21 protein-coding genes are annotated in these 24,987 nt (G+C 64.5%); 14 read left to right on the forward strand and 7 right to left on the reverse strand.

The annotated features are described in order from the left end of the window. Positions 1-42 precede the first annotated feature (42 nt). Positions 43-2,832, reverse strand: coding sequence for a bifunctional aconitate hydratase 2/2-methylisocitrate dehydratase (locus BMX99_RS11565; RefSeq protein ID WP_093451792.1), 2,790 nt, complete (start codon positions 2,830-2,832; stop codon positions 43-45). 265 nt (positions 2,833-3,097) lie between these two features. Between BMX99_RS11565 and hemN the strand changes: the two genes are divergently transcribed. Continuing rightward, positions 3,098-4,453, forward strand: coding sequence for an oxygen-independent coproporphyrinogen III oxidase (gene hemN, locus BMX99_RS11570; RefSeq protein WP_093451795.1), 1,356 nt, complete (start codon positions 3,098-3,100; stop codon positions 4,451-4,453). A gap of 77 nt (positions 4,454-4,530) precedes the next feature. After that, a complete protein-coding gene (locus BMX99_RS11575; protein ID WP_093451798.1) occupies positions 4,531-4,989 on the forward strand; it encodes a group III truncated hemoglobin in 459 nt (152 codons plus the stop codon). A 33-nt stretch (positions 4,990-5,022) separates the two neighbouring features. On the opposite strand, the gene BMX99_RS11580 is transcribed toward BMX99_RS11575, so the two are convergent. Continuing rightward, positions 5,023-6,438, reverse strand: a complete 1,416-nt coding sequence (locus BMX99_RS11580) for a sensor histidine kinase (protein ID WP_093451800.1) — start codon at positions 6,436-6,438, stop codon at positions 5,023-5,025. 140 nt (positions 6,439-6,578) lie between these two features. Beyond that, positions 6,579-7,316, reverse strand: a complete 738-nt coding sequence (locus tag BMX99_RS11585) for a response regulator (protein ID WP_093451803.1) — start codon at positions 7,314-7,316, stop codon at positions 6,579-6,581. Between the two features lie 268 nt (positions 7,317-7,584). Between BMX99_RS11585 and BMX99_RS11590 the strand changes: the two genes are divergently transcribed. The 5 genes from BMX99_RS11590 to BMX99_RS11610 all read left to right on the forward strand — a co-directional run bounded on the left by BMX99_RS11590 (position 7,585) and on the right by BMX99_RS11610 (position 12,887). After that, positions 7,585-8,826, forward strand: a complete 1,242-nt coding sequence (locus tag BMX99_RS11590; protein ID WP_093451808.1) for an ABC transporter substrate-binding protein — start codon at positions 7,585-7,587, stop codon at positions 8,824-8,826. Positions 8,827-8,966: 140 nt separating this feature from the next. Continuing rightward, positions 8,967-9,839, forward strand: a complete 873-nt coding sequence (locus BMX99_RS11595) for a carbohydrate ABC transporter permease (protein ID WP_093453256.1) — start codon at positions 8,967-8,969, stop codon at positions 9,837-9,839. After that, on the forward strand, positions 9,832-10,731 hold the full coding sequence (locus tag BMX99_RS11600) for a carbohydrate ABC transporter permease (protein WP_170848745.1): 900 nt from the start codon (positions 9,832-9,834) through the stop codon (positions 10,729-10,731). Before BMX99_RS11595 ends, BMX99_RS11600 begins: the two co-directional genes overlap by 8 nt. Before the next feature lie 4 nt (positions 10,732-10,735). Then, entirely contained in the window at positions 10,736-11,833 is a 1,098-nt protein-coding gene (locus tag BMX99_RS11605) for an ABC transporter ATP-binding protein (protein WP_093451812.1), read from the forward strand. 133 nt (positions 11,834-11,966) lie between these two features. Continuing rightward, complete coding sequence (locus tag BMX99_RS11610) at positions 11,967-12,887, forward strand: glucokinase (RefSeq protein WP_093451814.1); 921 nt, start codon at positions 11,967-11,969, stop codon at positions 12,885-12,887. Between the two features lie 87 nt (positions 12,888-12,974). On the opposite strand, the gene BMX99_RS11615 is transcribed toward BMX99_RS11610, so the two are convergent. Further along, positions 12,975-15,179 (reverse strand): NADP-dependent isocitrate dehydrogenase, encoded by a 2,205-nt coding sequence (locus tag BMX99_RS11615; RefSeq protein WP_093451817.1) that lies wholly within the window; start codon positions 15,177-15,179, stop codon positions 12,975-12,977. 213 nt (positions 15,180-15,392) lie between these two features. Further along, complete coding sequence (locus tag BMX99_RS11620; protein ID WP_093453259.1) at positions 15,393-15,899, reverse strand: MarR family winged helix-turn-helix transcriptional regulator; 507 nt, start codon at positions 15,897-15,899, stop codon at positions 15,393-15,395. 237 nt (positions 15,900-16,136) lie between these two features. On the opposite strand from BMX99_RS11620, the gene ectA reads away from it, so the two are divergent. From ectA to BMX99_RS11650, 6 genes are all read left to right on the forward strand, one after another. Continuing rightward, positions 16,137-16,715, forward strand: coding sequence for a diaminobutyrate acetyltransferase (gene ectA / locus BMX99_RS11625; RefSeq protein ID WP_093451821.1), 579 nt, complete (start codon positions 16,137-16,139; stop codon positions 16,713-16,715). Between the two features lie 97 nt (positions 16,716-16,812). Further along, the gene (gene ectB / locus BMX99_RS11630; RefSeq protein ID WP_093451824.1) at positions 16,813-18,087 is read left to right on the forward strand and encodes a diaminobutyrate--2-oxoglutarate transaminase; all 1,275 of its coding nucleotides are present in this window, start codon (positions 16,813-16,815) and stop codon (positions 18,085-18,087) included. A gap of 6 nt (positions 18,088-18,093) precedes the next feature. Next, positions 18,094-18,504, forward strand: a complete 411-nt coding sequence (locus BMX99_RS11635) for an ectoine synthase (RefSeq protein ID WP_093451826.1) — start codon at positions 18,094-18,096, stop codon at positions 18,502-18,504. Between the two features lie 9 nt (positions 18,505-18,513). Further along, on the forward strand, positions 18,514-19,950 hold the full coding sequence (locus BMX99_RS11640; protein ID WP_093451829.1) for an aspartate kinase: 1,437 nt from the start codon (positions 18,514-18,516) through the stop codon (positions 19,948-19,950). 190 nt (positions 19,951-20,140) lie between these two features. Further along, positions 20,141-20,704 carry an rRNA large subunit pseudouridine synthase E gene (locus BMX99_RS11645; protein WP_093451832.1) on the forward strand — a complete coding sequence of 188 codons (564 nt, stop codon included), beginning with the start codon at positions 20,141-20,143 and terminating at the stop codon, positions 20,702-20,704. Between the two features lie 97 nt (positions 20,705-20,801). Then, positions 20,802-21,092, forward strand: coding sequence for a lipid-A-disaccharide synthase N-terminal domain-containing protein (locus tag BMX99_RS11650; protein WP_093451835.1), 291 nt, complete (start codon positions 20,802-20,804; stop codon positions 21,090-21,092). Positions 21,093-21,154: 62 nt separating this feature from the next. Here the strand turns inward: BMX99_RS11650 and BMX99_RS11655 are convergent, their stop codons facing one another. Beyond that, positions 21,155-21,853 carry a class I SAM-dependent methyltransferase gene (locus BMX99_RS11655; RefSeq protein WP_093451838.1) on the reverse strand — a complete coding sequence of 233 codons (699 nt, stop codon included), beginning with the start codon at positions 21,851-21,853 and terminating at the stop codon, positions 21,155-21,157. After that, complete coding sequence (locus tag BMX99_RS11660) at positions 21,850-23,019, reverse strand: glycosyltransferase family 2 protein (protein ID WP_093453262.1); 1,170 nt, start codon at positions 23,017-23,019, stop codon at positions 21,850-21,852. Before BMX99_RS11660 ends, BMX99_RS11655 begins: the two co-directional genes overlap by 4 nt. Positions 23,020-23,171: 152 nt before the next feature. Here BMX99_RS11660 and BMX99_RS11665 point away from each other — a divergent pair, with 152 nt between their 5' ends. Continuing rightward, positions 23,172-24,824, forward strand: a complete 1,653-nt coding sequence (locus tag BMX99_RS11665; protein WP_170848743.1) for an ArnT family glycosyltransferase — start codon at positions 23,172-23,174, stop codon at positions 24,822-24,824. The last annotated feature ends 163 nt before the right edge of the window (positions 24,825-24,987 follow it).

The following is a 24,987-nucleotide window of genomic DNA, read 5'->3' on the forward strand; positions in this document are numbered from 1 at the left end:
CCTTTCGGGGACCGGGCCAAATCGTTCAAACCACAGCGTCGATCAGAAGTGGACCGAGCGGCTGTCCAGCGGGGTCTGCTGCGGCGGCGCGAACTTGGTCAGGTTGATGCCTTTCACGGCGGTCTTGTATTCGCTCAGCGTGGGCGTGCGGCCCAGGATGGCGGACAGGACCACGACCGGGGTCGAGGCCAGCAGGCTCTCGCCCTTCTTGGTTTCGCTGTCGGCCACGACGCGGCCCTGGAACAGGCGGGTCGAGGTCGCCAGGACGGTGTCGCCCTTCGCGGCCTTTTCCTGGTTGCCCATGCAGAGGTTACAACCGGGACGTTCGAGATACAGGATGTTCTCGTATTCCGTCCGCGCCTGGGTCTTGAGGTTGAAGTCGTCGAACTCAAAGCCCGAATACTTCTGCAGGATGTCCCAGTCGCCTTCTTCTTTCAGCTCGTCCACGATGTTGTAGGTCGGCGCGGCCACGACCAGCGGGGCCTTGAACTCGACCTTGCCGTTGACCTCTTCGAGGTTCTTCAGCATCTGGGCCACGATCTTGATGTCGCCCTTGTGCACCATGCAGGACCCGACAAAGCCCAGGTCGACCTTCTTTTCGGCCGCATAGTAGGAAATCGGGCGGATCGTGTCGTGGGTGTAGCGCTTGGAGACGTCGGCGTTGTTCACATCCGGGTCGGCGATCATCGGTTCGACGATGGCGTCCAGATCCACGACCACCTCGGCGAAGTAGGTCGCGTTGGCGTCCGGCTTCAGCGCGGGTTTCTCGCCCGAGCGGATTTCGGCGATACGCTTGTCGGCGATGGCGATCAGACCGGCGAGCATGCCGCTCTCCTGCTCCATCCCCTTGTCGATCATGATCTGGATCCGGTGCTTGGCCAGTTCCAGCGATTCAATCAGCGTGTCGTCGTTCGAGATACAGATCGAGGCTTTCGCCTTCATCTCGGCCGTCCAGTCGGTGAAGGTGAAGGCCTGGTCCGCCAGCAGGGTGCCGATGTGCACCTCGATGATGCGGCCCTGGAAGACATTGTCGCCGTGCTGCGCCAGCATCTGCGCCTGGGTCGCATGCACCACGTCGCGGAAGTCCATGTGATCGGCCATTTCGCCCTTGAAGGTGACCTTGACCGATTCCGGGATCGGCATCGACGCCTCACCGGTGGCCAGCGCCAGGGCCACGGTACCCGAGTCCGCGCCAAAGGCGACGCCCTTGGACATGCGGGTGTGGCTGTCGCCGCCGATGATGATCGCCCAGTCGTCCACGGTGATGTCGTTCAGCACCTTGTGGATCACGTCGGTCAGCGGGTGATAGACGTGCTTGGGATCACGCGCGGTCACCAGGCCGAAGTTGTTCATGAACGACATCAGCTTGGGGATGTTCGCCTCGGCCTTCTTGTCCCAGACGGACGCGGTGTGACAGCCCGACTGATAGGCCCCGTCGACGGCCGGCGACAGGACGGTGGCCGCCATGGCCTCCAGCTCTTGTGCGGTCATCGGGCCGGTGGTGTCCTGCGAACCGACGATGTTCACCTTGACGCGCACGTCAGACCCGGCGTGCAGCGTCTTGCCCGGGGCGACGCCCACGGCATTGGCGTTGAAGATCTTTTCGACCGCGGTCAGGCCCTCGCCTTCCTTCGAGACTTCTTTCGCCGGGGCGAAGACGACAGGCGCCTCGACGCCCAGGATCTCGGCTGCGGTGGTCTGCAGCTTCTTGCCAAAGACGATGGCGTAGGACCCGCCCGCCTTCATGAATTCCACCTTCGGAGGTGTGAAGGAATCGGACAGGTCGGCCAGTTCTTCGCCCGCTTCGCTGTACAGCTTCTTGGTCTTGGTGCTGATCTTCAGGACGGTCCCGGTCTCGACCGAGTATTTCTGTTCCAGCACCGGGTTGCCGTCGTTGTTCAGGATCGGCTTGCCGTCCGCGTCGACCTTCTTGACCCAGTTCTTCAGGTCCAGGCCGATGCCGCCGGTCACGCCAACGGTGGTCAGGAAGATCGGCGAAATGCCGTTGGTCCCGGCCACGACCGGCGCGATGTTCACGAAAGGAACGTAGGGCGAGGCCTGCTTGCCGGTCCAGAGCGCGACATTGTTCACGCCCGACATCCGGGACGAGCCGACGCCCATGGTGCCCTTTTCAGCGATCAGCATGACGCGCTTGCCGGGGTGCTGCAGCTTCAGCTCTTCGATGTGCTTCTGCGCGGCTTCGTCGATCATGCACTTGCCGTGCAGTTCGCGGTCGGCGCGGCTGTGCGCCTGGTTGCCGGGCGACAGCAGGTCGGTCGAGATGTCGCCTTCGGCAGCGATGAAGGTCACGACCTCGATCTCGTCTTCCACGTCGGGCAGCTTGGTGAAGAATTCGGCGTTGGCGTAGCTTTCCAGCAGGTCCTTCACCACCGGGTTGCCGGCCGCATGGGCGGCTTTCAGGCGGTCGGTGTCGGCCTCATACAGGAAGACCTGGGTTTTCAGCACCTCGGCGGCCTGGCCGGCGATCGCGGCATCGTCCCCCAGCAGCAGGTCCAGCAGCACGCGGACGGAAGGACCGCCCTTCATGTGCGACAGCAGTTCGAACGCGAAATCGGGGGTGATTTCGGAAACCACGGATTTGCCCAGGATGATGTCCTTGAGGAATTCCGCCTTTTCGCCAGCGGCGCTCGTCGTGCCGGGCAGCGTGTTGTAGATGAAGAACTGCAGGCTGTCCGCGCGGTTCGGGTGATCTGCGTCCTTGATCTGGTCAATGATTTCCTTGGTCAGTGCACCATCGTCGATGGGCTTGGGGTGCAGACCCTGTTCCTTGCGGGTTTCGATTTCATCGAGATAGCTGGCGTAGAGGCTCATGTGGATTCCGGCTGACAAGAATTTATGGTGATCCCAGTAGCGGATCGCGGCCTGTCCCACCACCCGAAACTAAGTCTGTATACCTTTGTACACAATTCTTCGCTGATCTGCAAGATCCCCCGAAGGCCACGCGCCTGTGACAAGCTGCCCCATTTTGTCCCGCAAGGGTTAATTCCGCGTGTCCAGCCGCGCCCCCGGTGCGGAATTTTTGCGCCATTTGATCCTGCTCAAAGTCGCGACGCGCCAAAAGGCACATAGGGGGTGCATGAAACAGATCGACCGCCTCAGATCCCTCGGCCTCTTCGACGCCCGGGTGCCCCGCTATACCTCTTATCCCACGGCCCCCGTCTTCAGCCCCGCCGTCGGCGCGGCGCACCAGGCGCAGGCCCTTGCGGCGCTGGATCCGTCGGTGCCGGTCTCGGTCTATCTGCACATTCCCTTCTGCGAACGGCTGTGCTGGTTCTGCGCCTGCCGGACCCAGGGCACGCAAAGCCTGTCGCCGGTGGAACATTACATCGACGTGCTGGAACAGGAGTTGGCCCTGCTGAAGCCGATCCTGCCGCAGGGGCTGCGCATGGGGCGGATGCACTGGGGCGGCGGCACGCCGACGATCCTGCCGCCACATCTGATCCACCGGCTGGCTAGAGCCGTGCGCGCGGTGATCCCCCCGACAGAGGACCACGAATTCTCGGTCGAGATCGACCCGACGCTGGTCGACCGCGACAAGATCGCCGCCCTGGCCCAGGAAGGCATGAACCGCGCCTCGCTTGGCATTCAGGACTTTGACCCGATGGTGCAGAAGGCCATCGGGCGGATGCAGCCCCACGACGTGACCCGCACCTGTGTCGAGGATCTGCATGCGGCTGGCATCACCTCGCTCAATGCGGATCTGGTCTATGGGCTGCCGCATCAGGACATCGCCCGGCTGGACGACACGATCTCTAAGGTGCTCGACTTGGATCCCGACCGCGTGGCGCTGTTTGGCTACGCCCATGTGCCCTGGGTCGCCAAGCGCCAGCAGCTGATCGACGAGGCCGCCCTGCCCGGCGAAACCGACCGTCATGGGCTGGCCGTCCACGCCGCCGCACGCCTGATCGGTGCGGGCCTCAGCGCCATCGGCATCGACCATTTCGCCAAACCCGCCGACAACCTGGCCCGCGCCGCGCAAAGCGGCCATCTGCGGCGCAACTTCCAGGGCTATACGGATGACACCTGTCCGACGCTGATCGGGCTGGGGGCGTCGTCGATTTCGCGGCTGCCCACGGGATATGTGCAGAACGCGCCAGCCACCGCCGCCTATATGCAGCGGATCCAGGCCGGAGAGCTGCCGGGCGCGCGCGGCCACATGATGCAGGGCGACGACCTGCTGCGCGGCCGCGCGATCGAGATGCTGATGTGCGACTTCCGCCTGGACCGTGCCGCCCTGCGTCAGGCCTTTGGCCCCCAGGCCGCCACTCTGGACGCCACCCTGGCCACCCTTGCCGCGCGCTATGGCGATCTGGTGACGCTGGACGAAACCGCGCTGACGATCCGCCCCGAGGGCCGGCCCCTGACGCGCATCATCGCCAGCGCCTTCGACGCCCATGTGCCCGACGGCATCCGCTATTCCCAGGCAAGCTGACGGGCCCAGACCAACGTCATGGACATCCCCCGTCGCGGGGCGTACCCAGACCCCGCGCCAGAACGGACTGACCCCTGATGACCCAGCCAGAGACAGACAGCACGCCGGAACCGGCCCCCTCGATCCGGCCCGAGGTCACGGCCGAGATCCAGGCCCGCACCGGGCTGGACGAACCGACGCTGACCACCCTGGTGCACAGCTTTTACGACCGCATCCAGCAGGACCCGATGCTGGGGCCGATCTTTGCCGCGAAGATCACCGACTGGCCGCCGCATCTGGATCGGATGGTCGCCTTCTGGTCCTCGGTCGCGCTGATGACCGGGCGCTATCACGGCGCGCCGGTGCCCAAGCACATGCACCTGCCTGTGGACGACAGCCACTTTGACCATTGGCTGTCGCTGTTCGAAGACACGGCCCGCAAGGTCTGCACCCCCGAAGGGGCCGCCCATGTGATTGAACGGGCGCATCGGATTGCCCGGTCGCTGCGCATTGCCGTGCGCGATGCCAATCAGACCGGGGTGCCGAACCTGGGCTAAGCCCCGGCCCTTTGCCCCCCGCGTCAGCCCCGCCTAGTGCCGCCGGATGCGGATCCGTGCGGTCAGACCCCGTCCGCCGGGCTGAAAGCCAAGCGCGCCGCCATGCTGCGCGGCCACCGTTGCGGCGATGGTCAGCCCCAGCCCGTAGCCGTGGATCGCGCCGGTATTCTCGCCGCGCTTGAAAGGCGCCATCAGCCGTTCGATATCCTCGACCGTGGTGTCCGTGCCCTCGTCCTCGATGGTGATCGTCGCGCCATCGGCGTCGGTCTCAAGCCCCACGGTGGCGCGCCGCCCGTATTTCAGCGCATTGTCCACAAGGTTGGTGATCGCCCGGGTCAGGGCAATGGGCCGCGCCATGACGATGACCTGCCGATCCCCGGGCACCGCGCCCTGCCCGCGCGCCGACATGAACAGGGACGGCCCGCCCTGCACCACCACCCGGTCGGGGCTGCGCAGCGACACCGGGCGGCCGGTGTCCTGGTAATCCGCCACGATGGAATCGATGAGCGACTCCAATGCGATCTCGCGAGGGGCCTCGGCGTCCATCTCGGCCCGGGTATAGGTCAGCACGCTTTCGATGATGCCGGTCATCTGGTCGATGTCGGCCTCGAACTTGGCGCGCAGCCCGTCGTCGGCCACCAGCGCGGCACGCAGGCGCAGCCGGGTCGCGGGGGTGCCCAGGTCATGGCTGACCCCCGACAGGACCGCCGCGCGTTTCGCCAGTCGGTCGCGTTCCTGCACAAGGTGGTCGTTCACCGCCGCCACGATCTCGCGAAGCTCTTGCGGGCCGTCGCTGTCGTAAGTCTCGGGGCCGCCGATGCGGTGCCGGTTGCCCAGTTCCCGCGCGAAACCGGCGAATTGCGCGGCGGTATTGGCCACGAAGCTCCACAAGACGGCCAGGGCGATGACCGCCAGCACCACCGCGCCCATGCGCAGATCCCTGGGCGCGGCGTCACAGCCCCAGAGGTCCGCCCCCTCGACCCGCCGCCACGGCCCGATGCCCGCCTTGGCAAACAGCACCGGATCGCTGCAATAGCTGGCCATCACGCGGGTCAGTGCTGAAAGGGTTTCAGCCGGCGTCTGGTCGGGATGCGTGGTCAGCCCCGCCAGTGGATAGCGCAGATCCTCGGAGACCACGGCCAGCGTCAGGGCAACCGTCGTGCCCGGGGCCGCCGCCCCCGGAAGGATCGAAGCGTGGGTGACAAGCGCAGGCCGCGGCATCCCCGAGATCCGGTCGAACTGCCCCCGCCCGGCCAGCGCCTGGTCAAGCGGGGCCAGCACGGTGATCTGCGTGCCCACGGGCCCCGCCCCATCCCTTTGCAGCGCCTCGTATAACGCGGCCCCGGCCAGCGCGGCCCGGTCCAGATGCGCCTGCCATTTGGCCGAGGACACAAGCCAGACCGAGGCCGCCGCCATGCCTGCCAGAAACGCGCCGACGCCCAGGATCATGCCGCCCCGCCGCAGTGAGGACAGGCTGCGCAGTATGCGCCCCGTGCCCTCGCTGCGGGGCTGCGGATCTCGCCCTGAATTGGACCTGGTATCGGACCCAGTATCGGGCCTTGGATCGGGCCTTGGTTCGAACGAAGCGCTCACGCCTCGGCCACCGTAACGTCGGTGGCCAGCACATAGCCCACGCCGCGTTCCGTGCGCAACATCTCGGGGGCTTTGGGGTCGGCCTCGATCTTGGCGCGCAGCCGGCCGACCAGCACGTCGATGGCGCGGCCCTGGGCCTCGCTTCCCGTGTCGCTGTCGCCGGTGACATCCAGCGCGGCGGCGATCTCGGCCCGGGTCAGGGGGATGTGGGGATTGGCCAGAAAGGCCTGTAAAAGCGCGGTTTCCCGGCGCGACAGCGCAACCTGGTAGCCCTTGGGCGACGTGACCTCGTCCAGCTTGGCATCAAAGGTCCAGCCAGCGAAATGGAACCTTTCCTTCCGGCGGCGATGCACCAGCGACGCGGTGCGCCGCGCCCGCGACAGGACCGCCCGGATCCGCGCCAGAAGAAGATCCAGGTTGAAGGGCTTGGCGATGTAATCATCTGCCCCGACCTCGTATCCCGCCATGCGATCCGGGTCCGCGGACAGGGCCGAGATCATGATGATCGGCACCGCGTGGTCGCGCCGCAGCCGGGCGCAGATCTCAACCCCGTTTTCATCGCCCAGCATGACATCCAGCAGGATCAGGTCGATCCGCCCGGCCTCGAGATGGCGGGCAATGTCGCTTTCGCGGGCGGCCGGCAGGGCGATCACCCCCTGCTGCTGCAGGAACTGCACCAGCATCTGGCGCAGTTCTGCGTCGTCATCGACCACCATGATCCGGGGAATCGTCACCTGTCCTGCCCTGTTCCATCGGCCAAATTCGGCCCAATCCGGCCACCTGTCGCGGCCCCGACGACCGCTGTCGCCCCTGCCCTGTGCCAATCCATTGTAACATGCGGCAACAGAATCAACCGCCGTGTAACAAGCCGTAACAAACCGCGCCAAATTCTGCAGGCCCCAGGGGAAAACCCGCCATGCCAAAATTGCAACCCCGGGGCCGGTTGGGGCAGGCTTTGGCCCAGCCAACCTAAATTGGCATCATTCGGGAGGAACTGAAATCATGAAACGTCTTGCACTTTCCGTGTCTGCCGCCGCGCTGGTCGTGGCGAATGCGGCCTATGCAGAACCCAAGGCAGAAGTGCTGCACTGGTGGACCTCGGGCGGGGAAGCGAAATCCGTCGCGGTCCTGCAAAAGGAATTCGCCGACAACGGCGGCACTTGGACCGACATGCCCGTGGCGGGCGGTGGCGGTGACGCGGCCATGACCGCGCTGCGGGCCCGTGTCCTGTCGGGCAACGCCCCGACCGCCGTTCAGCTGAAGGGCCCGGCGATCCAGGAATGGTACGAAGAAGGCGTGCTGGCCGATATCTCCTCGGTCGCCGAGGCCGAGGGCTGGGCCGATGTGCTGCCCGCCTCGATCGCGGCGCATATGAAATGCGAAGGCAGCTGGTGCGCGGCCCCGGTGAACGTCCACCGTGTCGACTGGATCTGGGCCAACGCCGACGTGCTGGAAGCCAACGGCATCGAGATGCCGACCACCTGGGAAGACTTCAACGCCGCCGCTGACAAGCTGCAGGCCGCGGGTATCATCCCGCTGGCGCATGGCGGCCAGGCCTGGCAGGACGCCACCGTCTTCGAGGCCGTCGCCCTGGGCATCCTGGGCCCGGATGGGTTCCGCAAGGCATTCGTCGACCTGGACGAGGCCACGCTGACCTCGCCCGAGATGGTCGCGGTCTTCGACCAGATGCGCAAGATGCGCGGCTACGTCGACCCGAACTTCCCCGGCCGCGACTGGAACCTGGCCACCGCGATGGTGATGAACGGCGAAGCCGCCTTCCAGATCATGGGTGACTGGGCCAAGGGCGAATTCCTGGCAGCCGGCAAGGCACCGGGCGAAGATTTCCTGTGTGCATCGGTCCCCGGTGAGGGCTTCCTTTATAACGTCGACAGCTTTGCCATGTTCGACGTGGACGGCGACGACAACAAGGCGGGCCAGGAACTGCTGGCCAAGCTGATCGTCGGCCCGAGCTTCCAGAAGGTGTTCAACCTGAACAAGGGCTCGATCCCGGCACGGACCGACGTGGCGCTGGACGAATTCGACAGCTGCGCGGAACTGTCGGCTGCCGACATGCAGGCCAGCTCGGATGGTGGCTCTCTCCTGCCGTCCTACGCCCATGGCATGGCGCTGCGCGGTGCGCAGTCCGGTGCGATCACCGACGTTGTGACCCAGCACTTCAACTCTGACATGTCCTCGGAAGAGGCGGTCAAGCAGCTGGCGGCCGCTGTCGCCAACAGCCTCTGATACGACTCTGATCCGGGGATCTTCCGATCCTCCTGTCCCCTCGCGGTGCGTCTTTCGGACCGTCGCGGGGGGAACCGACCGGATCGCCGCCCGCGGCCCTGAAACGGGCCAGTCAAAGGGCAAAACTAACGGGGAAAATGATGTCCAAGTGGATCGAAGATCACCTGCCCAAGGTGGTTCTGGCACCCTCTTTCATCGCCGTCCTGGTGTTCGTCTACGGATTTCTGATCTGGACCGCCTGGGTGTCGCTGACGCGGTCGCGGCTTTTGCCGAAATACGACATCGAAGGGGTGATCCAGTACAAGCGCCTGTTCGCCGCGCCCAGATGGGATGTGGCGATGAACAACCTGTTCCTTTTCGGGGCGCTTTTCATCGTGATCTCGATGGTGCTGGGGCTGCTTCTGGCGATCCTGCTGGACCAGAACATCCGCACCGAAGGCGCGATCCGCACGATTTATCTTTACCCCATGGCGCTGTCGATGATCGTCACCGGCACGGCCTGGAAATGGATCCTGAACCCCGGACTGGGGATCGAGGCCATGGTCCGCAGCTGGGGCTTTGAAAACTTCCGCTTCGACTGGCTGGTGAACCCCGACATGGCGATCTACACCATCGTCCTTGCCGCGATCTGGCAAAGCTCGGGCTTTGTGATGGCGCTGTTCCTGGCCGGTCTGCGGTCGGTCGATACTGAAATCATCCGCGCCGCCCAAGTCGATGGCATCCCAACCTGGCGCGTCTATTCCGCGATCATCATCCCCTCGATGGCCCCGATCTTCCTGTCGGCCTTCATCGTCCTGGCACATCTGGCGATCAAAAGCTTCGACCTGGTGATCGCCCTGACTGGAGGCGGCCCCGGCTTCGCCACCGACCTGCCCGCCACCTACATGTACGCCATGGCCTTTTCCCGCGGCGACATCGGCCAGGCGGCCAGTTCCGCAATGATCATGATGGGCGTCGTCTTCACCATCGTCGTTCCCTACCTCTATTCCGAACTGAGGGCGAAAAATGACTGATTTTTCCATGACGCCCGCGCACAGCCGCCAACAGACCAGATGGGGCAAGATCGCCCTGCGCTGGCTGCTTTACCTGATCCTTGGCGTCTTTGCGGTCTACTATCTGATGCCGCTCTTCGTGATGGTCACTACATCGCTGAAAAGCCTTGAGGAAATCCGCACCGGCAACCTGGTGGCCCTGCCCCGCGACGTCACGCTCGACGCCTGGAAAACCGCCTGGTCCGGGGCCTGTACCGGCATCCAGTGCGATGGCGTCCGGCCGTATTTCTGGAACTCGGTTCTGATCGCGGTGCCTGCGGTGGCGATCTCGACCCTGCTGGGCGCGCTGAACGGTTATGTCGTTGCGCATTGGCGGTTCCGGGGGGCCAATGTGATCTTTGCCCTGATGCTGTTCGGCTGTTTCATCCCCTTCCAGGTGGTACTGCTGCCCATGGCGCGGCTGCTGGGCCTGATGGGGATCGCCGGCACCATTCCGGGGCTGATCTTCGTGCATGTGATCTACGGGCTGGGGTTCACCACGCTGTTCTTCCGCAACTACTATGTCACCATCCCGGCCGAGCTGACCAAGGCCGCCAAGGTGGACGGGGCCGGGTTTCTGCGGATCTTCTGGTCGATCTTCCTGCCGCTGTCGCTGCCCATCATCGTGGTCACCGTGATCTGGCAGTTCACCCAGATCTGGAACGACTTCCTCTTTGGCGTCAGCTTCAGCCAGGCCGGCACCCAGCCGATCACCGTGGCGCTGAACAACATCGTCAATTCCACCACCGGGGTGAAGGAATACAACGTCGACATGGCCGCCGCCATCATCGCCGCCCTGCCCACCCTTCTCGTCTATGTCGTTGCCGGCAAATACTTCATCCGCGGTCTGACCGCCGGTTCCGTGAAAGGCTGATCCCATGGCACCCATTCTGGACATCAAGAACCTGACCAAGAACTACGGCTCGGTCGAGATCCTCAAGGACATCAACGTCGCGATCGACCAGGGCGATTTCCTGGTGCTCGTCGGCCCCTCGGGCTGCGGCAAGTCCACCCTGCTGAACTGCATCGCGGGGCTGGAGCCGATCAGCGGCGGGTCGCTCCATATCGGCGGCCAGGACATGACGGACGTCAGCCCCAAGGACCGCGACATCGCCATGGTGTTCCAAAGCTACGCGCTGTACCCCACCATGTCGGTGGCCAAGAACATCACCTTCGGCATGAAGGTGCGCGGGGTCGATGCCGCCACCCAGGCGTCGAAACTGGCCACCGTGGCCAAACAGCTGCAGATCGAGAAGCTGCTGGATCGCCGTCCCGGCCAGCTGTCCGGCGGCCAGCGTCAGCGGGTTGCCATGGGCCGCGCCCTTGTGCGCGATCCCAAACTGTTCCTGTTTGACGAACCGCTGTCCAACCTGGATGCCAAGCTGCGGGTCGAAATGCGCACCGAGATCAAGGAACTGCACCAGCGGCTCGGCGCCTCGATGGTCTATGTGACCCATGACCAGATCGAGGCGATGACCCTGGCCACAAAGATCGTCGTCATGAAGGGCGGCGTGATCCAGCAGGTCGGCACCCCGTCCGAGATCTACAACCGCCCCGCGAACCTGTTCGTGGCCGACTTCATGGGCAACCCGGCGATGAACCTGATCCCCGCCAAGGCGCGCAGCGACGCCGCGGGCACGCGGATCGAGATCGCGCGCCGCGACAGCGCCCCGATCGTGCTGACCGACAGCCAGAACCGCAACCTGCCCGAGGATGTCGTGCTGGGCGTCCGCCCCGAGGACATCGCAGAACCGGGCGCACGCGCCGCCGCCAATGCGCAAGAGGCCGACTGCCTGGTCGACATCGTCGAACCCGCCGGGGCCGACACCTACGTGGTGATGCAGCTCGGCGGCAAACACGTCACCGCACGGCTGCACGCGGAAACCGACGCCACCCCGGGCAAGGCTCAGCGGCTGGCCTTCGACCTGGGCAAAGTGTCCTATTTCGCGCCTGACACCGGCCAGCGCCTGAACTAAAGCTTCCCCTGAACGTCTGGCACGGCTGTCGCGATGAAGGACGGGCCATCTGGCCCGCCCGAAGAGCAGCCCCGAACGCCGGGACAGAAGCCGGAACAAAAGCAGGCACTGGCGCAAGGAAAGGCCAAAGCGGATGAACCTGATCGCGGATATCGGCGGCACGAACGCGCGGCTGGCGCTGGCCGGGGCGGAAGGCCCGGACCTTTCGACCCTGCGCAGCTATCGCAATGCCGATTTCGCCAGCTTTGACGCGGTGCTGACCCGCTACCTTGCCGATCTGGGCCCGCCCTTCCTGACCGCCATGGTGGTGGCCGTCGCGGGCCCGGTCAGGGGCACCCGCGCACGGCTAACCAACCGCGACTGGCACTTCCACGACGCCACCCTGGCCGAGCGTTTCGGCATCGAAAAGGTGCGCCTGATCAACGACCTGACCGCGCTTGGCCATGCGGCGACGCGGCTGGACCCTTCGGCGCTGACCCCATTGGTCACGGCCGAGGCACCGCCCGACCAACAGGCGCTTGTGGTGGGCATCGGCACCGGTTTCAACGTCAGCCCGGTGATCCCGGACGGCCCCCGGATCACCTGCCCCTCGGTCGAGGCCGGGCATGTCTCGCTTCCCGGATCGGTGCTGCGCCAGATCACGGCCCATGCCCCGCAGGTCGGCGATCCCTATCCCACGGTCGAGGATCTGTTTTCCGGTCGCGGTTTCCAGGACTTACTGGCCCGTGTCACCGGCGACAGCACCGCCGAAGCCGCCGACCTTCTGGCCCGCTACGGCACCCCCGGCACCGAAACAGCCAGCGCCGCCATCGACCTTTATGCCCAGCTGATCGGGTTGCTGCTGCGGGACCTGACGCTGGCCCATCTGGCGACCGGCGGCCTGTACCTGGCCGGAGGCGTCGCGCGCGGCATCCTGTCCTCGCCTGCGGCCCAGCACTGCGAAGCAATCCTGCGTCAGCCCTCGCGGTTCTATGACCGCCAGCCGCCCGCCTGGATCATCACCGACGACGCCGCCGCGCTGATCGGCTGTGCGGGCGTTGCGGCACAGTTGTAAGGCGCGCCACCTCAGCATCATCAGGCAAAAGAAAACCCCCGCCGCAGTCACCTGCAGCGGGGGTCTTTTCGTTGATCACTCAGGCGCTTAACCGATGATCTCGTTCAGCGTCTTCGAAGGGCGCATCACGGATGCGACCTTGTCCGCATCGGTGTGATAATAGCCACCCAGATCGGCCGGCTTGCCCTGGGTCGCGGCGATCTCGGCCAGGATGTCGGCCTCTCCGTCCACCAGCGCCTCGGCGATCGGGGCAAAGAAATCGGCCAGATCGCCGTCCTTGTCCTGACGCGCCAGGGCCTCGGCCCAGTAGCGGGCGAACCAGTAGTGGCTGTCGCGGTTGTCGGGCTCACCCACCTTGCGGGACGGGCTGCGGTCGTGATCCAGGATGCCCTGGGTCGCGATGTCGACGCCTTCGCCCAGGATGCGGGCCTTTTCGTTGCCCTTCACATCGGCCAGGAACTTGAAGCTTTCGCCAAGCGCACAGAATTCACCCAAGGAATCCCAACGCAGGTGGCTTTCCTCCTGCAGCTGCTGGACGTGCTTGGGGGCGGACCCGCCGGCACCGGTCTCAAACAGGCCACCGCCCTGCATCAGCTTGACGATCGACAGCATCTTGGCCGAGGTCGCCAGTTCCAGGATCGGGAAGAGGTCGGTCAGGTAGTCACGCAGCACGTTGCCGGTGATCGCGATCGAGTTCTTGCCGGCGGTGATGGTCTTCAGCGACTGCACCGTGGCCTTGGCGGGCGACATGATCTGGAACTTGCCGGCAACGCCCTTGGCTTCCAGGATCGGCTTGACCATGGCGATAAGCTGCGCGTCATGGGCGCGGTTCTCGTCCAGCCAGAAGATCGCTTCGCAGCCTTCGGCCTTCTGACGTTCGATGGCCAGGTTCACCCAGTCTTCAATCGGTGCCTTGCGGGCGGACGCCGAACGCCAGATGTCGCCTGCCTGAACCTCGTGCGAATGCAGCACGGTGCCATCGTCCAGGATCATCTTGACGGTGCCCGCCTCGGCGATCTCGAAGGTGGTCGGATGCGAGCCGTATTCCTCGGCCTTCTGGGCCATCAGGCCGATGTTCTGAACGGTGCCGGCGGTGGCCGGGTTCAGTTTGCCGTTCTCTTTGAAGAACTTGATCGTCTCGTCATAGACCGGCGCATAGGAGTTGTCGGGGATGACGCAGACCGCGTCGGCCTCGTTCCCGTCCGGGCCCCAGCCCTTGCCGCCGGCGCGGATCAGCGCGGGCATCGACGCGTCGATGATGACGTCGGACGGCACGTGCAGGTTGGTGATGCCCTTGTCCGAGTTCACCATGTACATCGGCGGCTGGTCGGCCATGCAAGCGTCGATGGCCGATTTGATTTCGGCATTGCCTTCGACCCGTGCCAGCAGATCGCCCAGGCCCGAATTCGGGTTCACGCCCAGTTCCTTCAGCTCGGCCCCGTATTTGTCGAAAACGGGCTTCAGGTAGGCCTTAACCGCATGGCCAAAGATGATCGGGTCCGAGACCTTCATCATCGTCGCCTTCATGTGCAGCGAGAACAGGACGCCTTCGTCCTTGGTCTTGGCGATCTCTTCCTCAAGGAAGGCATCCAGCGCGGCGGCGGACATGTAGGTCGCATCGACCACGGTGCCGGCGGGATAGGACACGCCTTCTTTCAGCACGGTTTCGCCGGATGCGGTTTCCAGCACGATCTTGGCGGTCGCGGCCTTGTCCAGCGTTGCCGACACTTCGTTCGAGAAGAAGTCGCCGCCCGACATGGAGGCCACGCGGGTCTTGCTGTCCTTCGTCCACTCGCCCATGCGGTGCGGGTTGGCCTGAGCGAATTTCTTCACCGCGATAGCCGCGCGACGGTCGGAGTTGCCTTCGCGCAGGACCGGGTTCACGGCCGAGCCCTTGATGCCGTCGTACTTGGCGCGCACGGCTTTTTCTTCGTCGGTGGCGGGCTCTTCGGGGTAGTCGGGCAGCGCATAGCCCTGGGCCTGAAGTTCCTTCACCGCGGCGACCAGCTGCGGCACCGAGGCCGAGATGTTCGGCAGCTTGATCACGTTTGCTTCGGGGGTTTTCACCAGCTCACCCAGCAGGGCCAGATCGTCGGGGATCCGCTGCTCTTCGCTCAGGTATTCCGGAAAGGTCGAGATGATGCGACCGGCAAGCGAGATGTCCTTGGTGCCGACGCTGACACCAGCCGCTGCGGCGAATTTCTGGATCATCGGCAGGAAGGAGGCCGAGGCCAGTTCCGGCGCTTCGTCAACCTTGGTGTAGATGATGTCGGGGGTAGTGTTGTCAGCCATTGGTCAAGCCTCCGTTTGCTTTGCCGGTGGCTTAACCCAAGCCGGACAGCACGTCTACACCCCGGCGGCCCTGCGCGGCAATTTGCGGCATACAATTGCATACTGAGCTGCTTTTTGCGCGCCATGGCGGGGGAAATGCGCCCCCCTTGGGCTGATCGGGCCACGGGAATCACCTGGCCCTGCCCGGTCCCGGTGTTGACCCCGGCCCTCGGTTTACTTGCGCTTCCCGACCCCGGTGATCTCGCCCATGGTCAGCACCGGCGAGGCATCCATCAGATGCGCATCCATCATCGCTGCCACCCGTTCCAGCGACGCGACCAGCTGGGCCTGTTCCCAATCCGCCAGCTTTACGAATTCCCGCACGTAGCGCTGTTGCAGCGCATCCGGGGCTTCATCCAGCGCGGCGCGGCCCGTGTCGGTCAGAACCACGTTGGTCTGGCGGCGGTCGGTTTCCGATGGCTGGCGCACCACGAAGGCCCGCGCCACCAGCTTGTCCACCACCGAGGTCACCGTGGCCTGGGTCACGCCCATCTGCTGGGCCAGCGCCTTGGGCGTGACCGTCCCGCCCGGTTTCCCGGCGATGATCTGCAACACGCGCAGCTGTGCGGGCGACAGCCCGGCGGCGCTGGCAAGGTCGCGTCCATATTGGTCCGTGGCCCGCAGGATCCGCCGCAGCGCGATCAGGCTTTCGTCCACTCGGTTCGGGTCGGTCGTGCTCATCCCCGGAATATCGCATTGGGCGAAAATCGGCACAATATGCAAAGAAACCTCCTATCCAGAAGAAATTTACTTTACCTTCACAAATCAAATCAGCCCAAGGAAATATAGGGTTTCGCCGCAAAATATGGGGAAAATATGCCCATTTCAGCACCTAGGGGAGCATATTTTGCTTAGACGGTTGAAACTTTATCGGCGATGAACTAGTTAGCCTATCGAAGCAAACGAAAGGCCAGACATATGCCGAAGGACATCCTACAGTCCTCGGACAGCCCGTCCGAGACATCCGACCCCGCGTCTAGTACGCCCGTATTACGGAAACCCGAAGCGACCGATGGTTCCGCCATCTGGGCGCTTGTCCGCGATTGCAAACCGCTGGACGAGAATTCCATGTACTGCAACCTGATCCAGGCCGACCACTTCCGCGACACCTGTGTTGTCGCTGAACGGGACGGCGATATCCTGGGCTGGGTCTCGGGGCACATGATCCCGAACGAAGATGCCTTCTTTGTCTGGCAGGTCGCTGTCAGCCCCCGCGCCCGCGGTCTGGGCCTGGGTCGCAAGATGCTGACCCACCTGATCAACCGGGATGAATGCGCCGAGGCCGAGGCGCTGAAAACCACGATCACCGAAGACAACGACGCCTCCTGGGGTCTGTTCCGCAGCTTTGCCAAGTCCATTGGCGGGGAACTGACGGATGAGCCGCACTTCGAGGAAGAGGCGCATTTCGACGGGCACCACGACACCGAACACATGGTGACGATCACCCTGCCCGCGGAAGAAGACGCCGACGATCAGCCGCTGGCCAAGGCCGCCTGATCCGCCCGGATCTGTTCCCCACATCTTCAATCTGATTGCCTGGCGCGCCGCATCCGGCCGCGCCACCCATCCCCTTTGTCCCGAAAGGACGTATGACATGACCAAGACGATCTATGACCGCCGTGAAAGCGAAGCCCGGTCCTACTGCCGGTCCTTCCCCACCTCGTTCACCACCGCTCAAGGCAGCACCCTGAACGACGCCGAGGGCAACAGCTATATCGACTTCCTGGCGGGCTGTTCCTCGCTCAACTACGGGCACAACGATCCGGACATGAAGGCCGCGCTGATCGACCATATCGCCGGCGACGGCATCGCCCATGCGCTGGACATGCACACCGACGCCAAGGCCGATTTCCTGACCGCGTACGAGGAGAAGATCCTCAAGCCGCGCGGCATGGACTACAAGGTGATGATGACCGGCCCGACCGGCACCAACGCCGTCGAGGCCGCGATCAAGCTGGCCCGCAAGGTCACCGGCCGCCGCAACGTGATCGCCTTTACCAACGGCTTCCACGGCATGACGCTTGGCTCGCTCGCGCTGACCGGCAACTCCGGCAAGCGTGCCGGTGCTGGCGGTGCGCATCTGGGTGACGTGACCCACTTGCCCTACGACGGTGCCATGGGCGAGGGCGTGGACACCCTACCGTTCATCGAACAGATGATCGAGAACGGGTCCTCCGGTGTCGACGCGCCTGCGGCCTTCATCTTTGAACCCGTCCAGGGCGAAGGCGGTCTGAACGCCGCATCGGATGAATGGATGCAGGGCATCGCCAAGCTGGCCAAGAAACACGGTGCGCTGCTGATCGTCGACGACATCCAGGCGGGCTGTGGCCGTACCGGCACCTTCTTTGGCTTCGAACGCGCAGGCATCAAGCCCGACATGATCACCCAGGCGAAATCGCTGTCCGGCTTCGGCCTGCCCTTCGCGGCGCTGCTGATCAAGCCCGAGCATGACATCTGGAAGCCGGCCGAACACAACGGCACCTTCCGGGGCAACACCCATGCCTTTGTCACCGCCCGCGTCGCGATCGAAAAGTTCTGGTCCGACAAGGCGTTCGAGGAAGAGCTGGCGCATAAGGCGACCCTGATCACCACCGGGCTGCAACAGCTGGCCGACATGATCCCGGGTGCGAAACTCAAGGGTCGTGGGTTGATGCAGGGCGTCGACGTCGGCAGCGGAGAGCTGGCCGGTGAGATCTGCGCCCGCGCGTTTGAGCAGGGCCTGATCATCGAAACCTCGGGGGCCGAGGACGAAGTGGTCAAGGTGCTGGCACCGCTGACCACCACCGACGCGGAATTCCGCAAGGGGTTCGACATCCTGACCGGTGCCGCCGCCTCCATCCTTGAAACAACCAAAATTGCAGCGGAGTAAACCGACATGATCGTTCGCGACTTCAACAAGATCGTCAAAGAAGAAAAAGACCGCGTTGTTTCCGACGCCAACTGGACATCCGTGCGGATGCTGCTGGCCGACGACAAGATGGGCTTTTCCTTCCACATCACCTTTCTCGAGGCCGGTTCGGAACATACGTTCCACTACAAGAACCACTTCGAAAGCGTCTATTGCATGCAGGGCAAGGGCCGGATCACCGACCTTGCCACCGGTGAGACGCATGAGATCACGCCGGGCGTCATGTATGCGCTGGACCAGCATGACAAGCACACCCTCGTCGCGGACGAGGAACTGGTCATGGCCTGCTGCTTCAACCCGCCCGTGACCGGCACCGAGGTGCACCAGGCCGACGGGTCCTACGCGCCTGCCGAAACCACGGCCGAGGAAACCGCATAAGGCATTCCCATGACCCATACTGTTGAGAAAATCGGCGGGACAAGCATGTCCCGCGTGCATGAATTGCGCGATACGCTGTTCATCGGCGACCGCAAGGGCAGCGATCTATACGGACGTGTCTTCGTGGTCTCCGCCTTCGGCGGCATCACCAACCTGCTGCTGGAGCACAAGAAAACCGGCGATGCGGGCGTCTATGCGCAATTCGCCAATGCCGACAACGACCGCGGCTGGCACGAAGCGCTGGACCGCGTCGCCAAAGCGATGATCGCGGCCCACGAAGACGTGCTGGACCACCCGGCCGACGTCGAACGCGCCACCGAATGGGTGCACACGCGGATCGAGGACGCGCGCAATGCGCTGACCGACCTGCAGCGCCTGTGCAACTACGGCCACTTCCGCCTGGCAGAACACCTGTTGCAGGTGCGCGAACTGCTGTCCGGTCTGGGCGAAAGCCATTCGGCCTTTGTCACCGCGATGCTGCTGCAACGCTCGGGCGTGAACGCCCGGCTGGTGGATCTCTCGGGCTGGCGCGACGAAGGCGACATCACCCTGGACGACCGGATCACCGGGGCCATGTCCCGCGTCGATCCCGCCTCGGAAATGCCGATCGTCACGGGCTATGCCCAATGTGCCGAAGGCTTGATGCGCGAATTCGACCGTGGCTATTCCGAGGTGACGTTTTCCAAACTCGCCGCCCTGACGGGCGCGAGCGAGGCGATCATTCACAAGGAATTCCACCTGTCCTCGGCCGATCCGAACCTGGTCGGGCAGGACAACGTGCGCAAGCTGGGCCGGACCAATTACGACGTGGCCGACCAGCTGTCGAACATGGGGATGGAGGCAATCCACCCGAAGGCCGCCAAGACGCTGCGCCAGGCCGAAGTGCCCCTGCGCGTCACCAACGCCTTCGAACCCCATGATCCCGGCACGCTGATCGACGACCAGCCCGCGGATCAGCCGGGGGTCGAGATTGTCACCGGGCTGGATGTGATCGCACTTGAGGTCTTTGAACAGGACATGGTCGGGGTGAAGGGCTATGACAGCGCCATCCTTGACGTGCTGAAACGCCATGACGTGCGCATCGTGTCCAAGGTGTCCAATGCCAACACGATCACCCACTACGTCGACAGCTCGCTCAAGGTGATGAAGCGGGTCGAGAAGGACATCGCCGAGATCTACCCCTCGGCCGAGATCCGGTCGCGCAAGCTAGCCATGGCCTCTGTCATTGGCCGCGACCTCTCGACACTCAGCGTTCTGCAACGCGGCCTCTGTGCCGTGGCGGATGCGGGGCATTCCTGCATCGGCGCCGCGCAGGGCCCGCGCAACGTGGACGTGCAGTTCGTCATGGAACGTGACGACCTGGCCGCCTGCATCAAGGCCCTGCACGACGCCTTTGTGCAGCCTGATGACAAGGCCCAGAACAAGACGCTGAAGGCGGCGGCATAACCGCCTTTTAGCGCAACGGATGGCGGGGCGCTTCACCCCGTCCGGACGGTCCGGCATCCTCATCTGGCCGAGGGTGCCGGGCCGTTCCTTTTGCGGAACGGGTATCTCGCACATGACGGATCATTCGTTTCGCCACACTGCCACCCTGCCCGACATTGCCCCGCACCCGCCCCGGTGCTAGGCCAGCCGCATGACCCGCGACACTGCCCCCCGGACGATCCTGTTCAACAAACCCTTCGACGTGCTGTCGCAATTCACCGACCGCGGCACCGAAGGCTCGCCCCGCCGCACCCTGTCGGATTTCATCGACCTGCCCGGCGTCTATCCCGCCGGACGGCTGGACCGCGACAGCGAAGGGCTGATGATCCTGACCTCGGACGGGCGGCTGCAATCGCGGATCTCTCACCCGAAATTCAAGGCCCCCAAGACCTACCTGGCCCAGGTCGAAGGCATCCCCGATGACGCCGCCATCGCGGCGCTGGCCCAGGGTGTGACGCTGAAGGATGGCCCGACCCGCCCCGCCAGGGCACGACGGGTTGAGGCACCCGATTGGCTATGGCAGCGGGATCCGCCGATCCGGGTGCGCAAATCCGTGCCTGACGCCTGGATCGAGCTGACGATCACCGAAGGCCGCAACCGCCAGGTGCGCCGGATGACCGCCCATGTGGGCCACCCGACCCTGCGCCTGATCCGCGTCGCCATCGGTGACTGGCACCTGGGCGATCTTGCCCCGGGCACGTGGAAACCCGCCTGAGGCCCATGCCGCGTGCCGTTGCGCCATGCCGGGACCGGGTCTAACCTGCCGTCACCACATCCGAAAACCGCAGAACCAGACGCCAGGACAAGACCGCATGGAGCAGCTGACCCAGATCTTTCGCATCGACTGGCAGGCCGAGGCCATCGGCCTGATCGGCGGCGTGCTGTTCTTCGGATCCTGGATGCTTCAGGCCTGGGAAAGCCGCCGCGCGGGCCGGTCCGTTGTCTCGACCCGGTTCTTCGTCATCCGGTCCCTCGCCTCGGCGCTGCTGGCCTTTGAAGGGCTGCGCACGGGGTCTTTTTCCGTCTTTGCGGTGATGGCGGCGACACTGGTTCTGATGCTGTACAATCTGCGCCTGTCGCTGCGAACACCCCCCGAAAGCTGAGGGCGGCCCTTCGCCCGTCCCTTCGGTCCTGATTTCAGGACCCACAGGCAAGGCGGCGCGCTTTAGACGCGGCTCAGCAAGGCCGTGCTGTCCGGCAGGGGCAGACAAACCGCCAGCCCGTCCAGCCGCCGGATCTTCAGCCCGCTTTGTTCGGCCGCTTCGCGGTAGCGGCGGCGCTTGAAATCGTCGACCAGGATGATGCCGCCCGGGGCCAGCCGCGCCTTGGCTTCGCGCAGGCAGGCTTCCCTTGCGCGGCCATCGATGACGATCAGGTCGAATTCGCCGGAAAGATCCCGGATCGCATGGACATAGCGGTCGAAATGCTGCCCGGCAAAGCCTGCCTTGCGCGATCCGACCCGGCCCGCGTCCTGCATCGCCACATGCCGCAGGGTGACGTTTTCCACCCCCTCCAGCCGCCCCTGGACCATCTGGTGCCATTCCCCGTCATGCTCGACCGAGGTGACCTGCCCGGCCCGCTTCGACAGCCAAAGCGTGCTGGCACCCGAGCCCCATTCGAAGACCCGCGCATCGGGCCGCGCCCGCAGGAAACTGTCGACCTCTCGCACCGCGTCGAAGGTCCACCAGGGCAGATCCAGCCGGCTGAGGTCGTCGAAATCGTAGATCGCGAACAGCGACCGCAGCCAGAGATTGCGCCGCGTCGGCCGCGCCTCGAGCTTCTCCAGAACACCTGTTTTCCGCGCCACGTCACGGCCCTTGCGCATGGCCCCCACGTAGGTCTGCCGTATCGCCTGATGCATCATCTTGGCACCTCTTGCCCGATCACCTCGTCGCCCGCGCCGCCAAAGCGCTGGTCGATCACGTATTTGTCTTTTTCCCGCAAGCCGGTGGATTGCAGCAGCTCGGCCACCAGGCCGACGCCCAGAACCTGCGTTCCCGTCACCACGAACAGGATCCCGATCAGCAGAAGCGGCCGGTTTCCGATCGGCCCCATGTCCAGGACCCACAGCGCCGAGAGGTAGGAAATGAAGGCCAACCCCAGCAGAAGCAGGGGCAGACCGATCATTCCGAAAAAGTGCAAGGGGCGGGATTGATAACGCGTCTTCAGCTTGACGGTCACGATATCCAGTAGCCCCTTCACCATCCGGCGCGACCCGTATTTCGATTGGCCGTGCATCCTTGGGTGATGGTCCACCGCGATCTCGGCCACGCGATAGCCCGCCGCGTGCAGCAGCGCGGGCGTAAAGCGGTGCAATTCGCCATAAAGGTTCAGATGCCGCGCCGCGCGCCGTGTATAGGCCTTGAAGCCGCAGTTGATGTCGTGAAGATCGACCTCGAACAGGCGGGCGGTCATGCGGTTGAACAGTTTCGACGGCAGCGTCTTGCCCATGGGATCATGGCGCGTCTGCTTCCATCCCGAGACCAGGTCATAGCCTTCGCCCAGCTTGTCCAGAAAGCGCCCGATCTCTTTCGGGTCGTCCTGAAGGTCGGCGTCCATGGTCACGATCACATCGCCGCGCGCCTCGGCAAAGCCGGCGGACAGCGCCGCCGCCTTGCCGAAGTTGCGGGTAAAGCGGATGACGCGGACACGCGGATCAAGCTCGGCCAGGGCTTCGGCGATCAGCTCTCCTCCGTCGTCGGAACCGTCGTCGACCAGAATGATTTCATGCGCGAGGGCGGATTTGGTCGGAGTGGGTTTGGCCGGAACAGATTTGTTCGGGGCGGGAATATTCGGGCCCGGATCCGCCCCGGGCACGGTCGCCGAAGGGGGCGCTGACGCGCGTTCCGAACCGCTCGTCTTCTCTGAGGTCACCGTCAGCCCTGCCATGGCCTCGGTGATGCGCTGGTGCAAAGGCTCCAGCGTTGCGGCCTCATTCAAAAAGGGCACAACGATCGAGACCGTCCGCACCGGCCCCCGCCGATCCGCACGCGCCTGCAACACCTGCCGAAGTTGCGGTGACACATTCATCTGCTTACCCTCACGTTCCGGGGCGCATTGCGAATGCTCGTGGAACGGATTCATTGGCCCCGATTGATGCCATTGTTTCCTTTCAAAATGGTAATTTTATGGCGCACCAGGGCGGATTGTTGCAGATTGAAGCGAAAGCAAAAGGACATGGCATGACCGAGGCACCCGGAGCGATCCGGCCCGATCACAGCGCCCCCCACGACGGCCTTCTGTCGGCACAGTCCGATCGCCCGCAAGCCGACGGGACGCCCGGCACCGGTGCACCTGGCTGGTCGCGGGTCTATGTGCTGGCGGTTCTGATGGTCTTGGGCCTGGGGCTATATACCCTGGGCGAACCCTTCGGGCGCGATCAAGGCATTCATTCCACCATCGCCTATGCCTGGACCGAAGGCCTGATCCCCTATCGCGACGTCTACAATATCAAGCCGCCCTTCACGACGGTGATGCATGCCCTGTCGCAGATGCTTTTCGGGGCGCAGACCCAGGCGATCCGCCTGCTGGACTGGGGCGCTGTCGCGGCCTCGGTCCTGGGGCTGGTGCGGGTCCTGCAGATGCTGGGCCGCAGCCGGACCGAGGCGGGTTTCGCCGCCCTTGGCTTTGCCCTGATCTACTATTCCCTGACCTATTGGGAACACGCCCAGACCGATGGCTGGGCGGGGATGATGGTGATCCCTTCTCTGCTTTGCCTGCTGTCGGGCTGGCGGCGCGCGGGAAGGGCGCGGCTGGGCTGGATGCTGGCGGCCGGGGCGCTTCTGGGCGTCGGCGTGGGGTTCAAATACACCATCGCCGCCGCCGGGCTTCTGGTCTTTGCTCCTCTGATCTCGGGAGGGCCGGCGCTTCGGTTCCGGCTGACGGACCTTCTGGCCTATGTCGCGGGGGGCGCGCTCGTCCTCGGCCTGACCGGCCTGGTCCTCGCCAGGGCCGGCGCGCTTGGCCCCTTCCTGGAGATCCAGGACTACATCCGTGGCTATATCGCCTACGGCTCGGACAGCGCTGCGCCGCTGCGCGGCGTGACGGTTCTGTTCACCCTGGTGCCGCTTGTGGGCTGGATCACCCTTCTGGGTCTCCTGCCCTGGCTGGCCGCCCTGATACGGGGAGAGAGCCTGTTTGTCGCCACAACGGCGATCTGGGGTTTTACCGCCTTTGTCTCGGGCCAGGTACAGGGCAAGGGCTTTGCCTATCACTTCATGCCGCTGATCCCGATCTACGCAGTGCTCTTTGGCCTCTTCCTCGCGGCGCTGCATGGGGCGCTGATGCGCCGCGTGACCTCGACCTCGGGAGCGCGGATGCTGATCGGGCTTGCCGTGATCTGGATGGTGGTGACCAGCCCGATCTCGGGACGCAGCCTGCAAAGCTTTACGCTCTGGCTGCGCCAGGCCCCGCTGACGGCCTATCACGCCACCTACCCCATGCCGCCCGATTTCGACATCACCGCGGTCAACGACTTTGCTGCCACCCTCGCTCGCCACCGCGCGCCCGGAGACAGGCTTTTTGTCTGGGGCTACGAGACGATGCTCTACCTGCTGGCGCAGGAGCCGCCGCGCTACCGCTATGCCTATGCCTGGCCCTTCGTAGTGGATTTCCACGACGGACGCTACAGCAACGATCTGATGCAGCGCCTGCGTGCCTCCCCCCCGAAGCACGTTGTCCTGCAGGATGGCGACGCCACACCCTGGGTCACCGGCCGGCCCGAGAGTTCGCTAGAGTTCCTAGCGCAGTTCAATGACCTGAACGCCTTCCTCGCCGAAAGCTACGAGGTGCTCGAGACGACCGAGAGGTTCCGCCTGCTGGAACGGCGCGACTGAGGGGCGCTGCCCCTCGGTGCTGAAGCACCTCACCCCGGGATATTTGTGAAAACCAAAGAGGGCCAAAACACGAAGAGGGGCGCGCGCCCCCTCTTTGGTTTTTCGAAATATCCTCGGGGGTGCCGCGACTGCCCTGGCAGTCGTGGCGGAGGGGGCAGACAGC

Origin of the sequence: Pseudooceanicola nitratireducens (genome assembly GCF_900109195.1) — a bacterium.
In the GTDB taxonomy this organism is placed as follows: Bacteria; Pseudomonadota; Alphaproteobacteria; order Rhodobacterales; family Rhodobacteraceae; genus Pseudooceanicola; species Pseudooceanicola nitratireducens.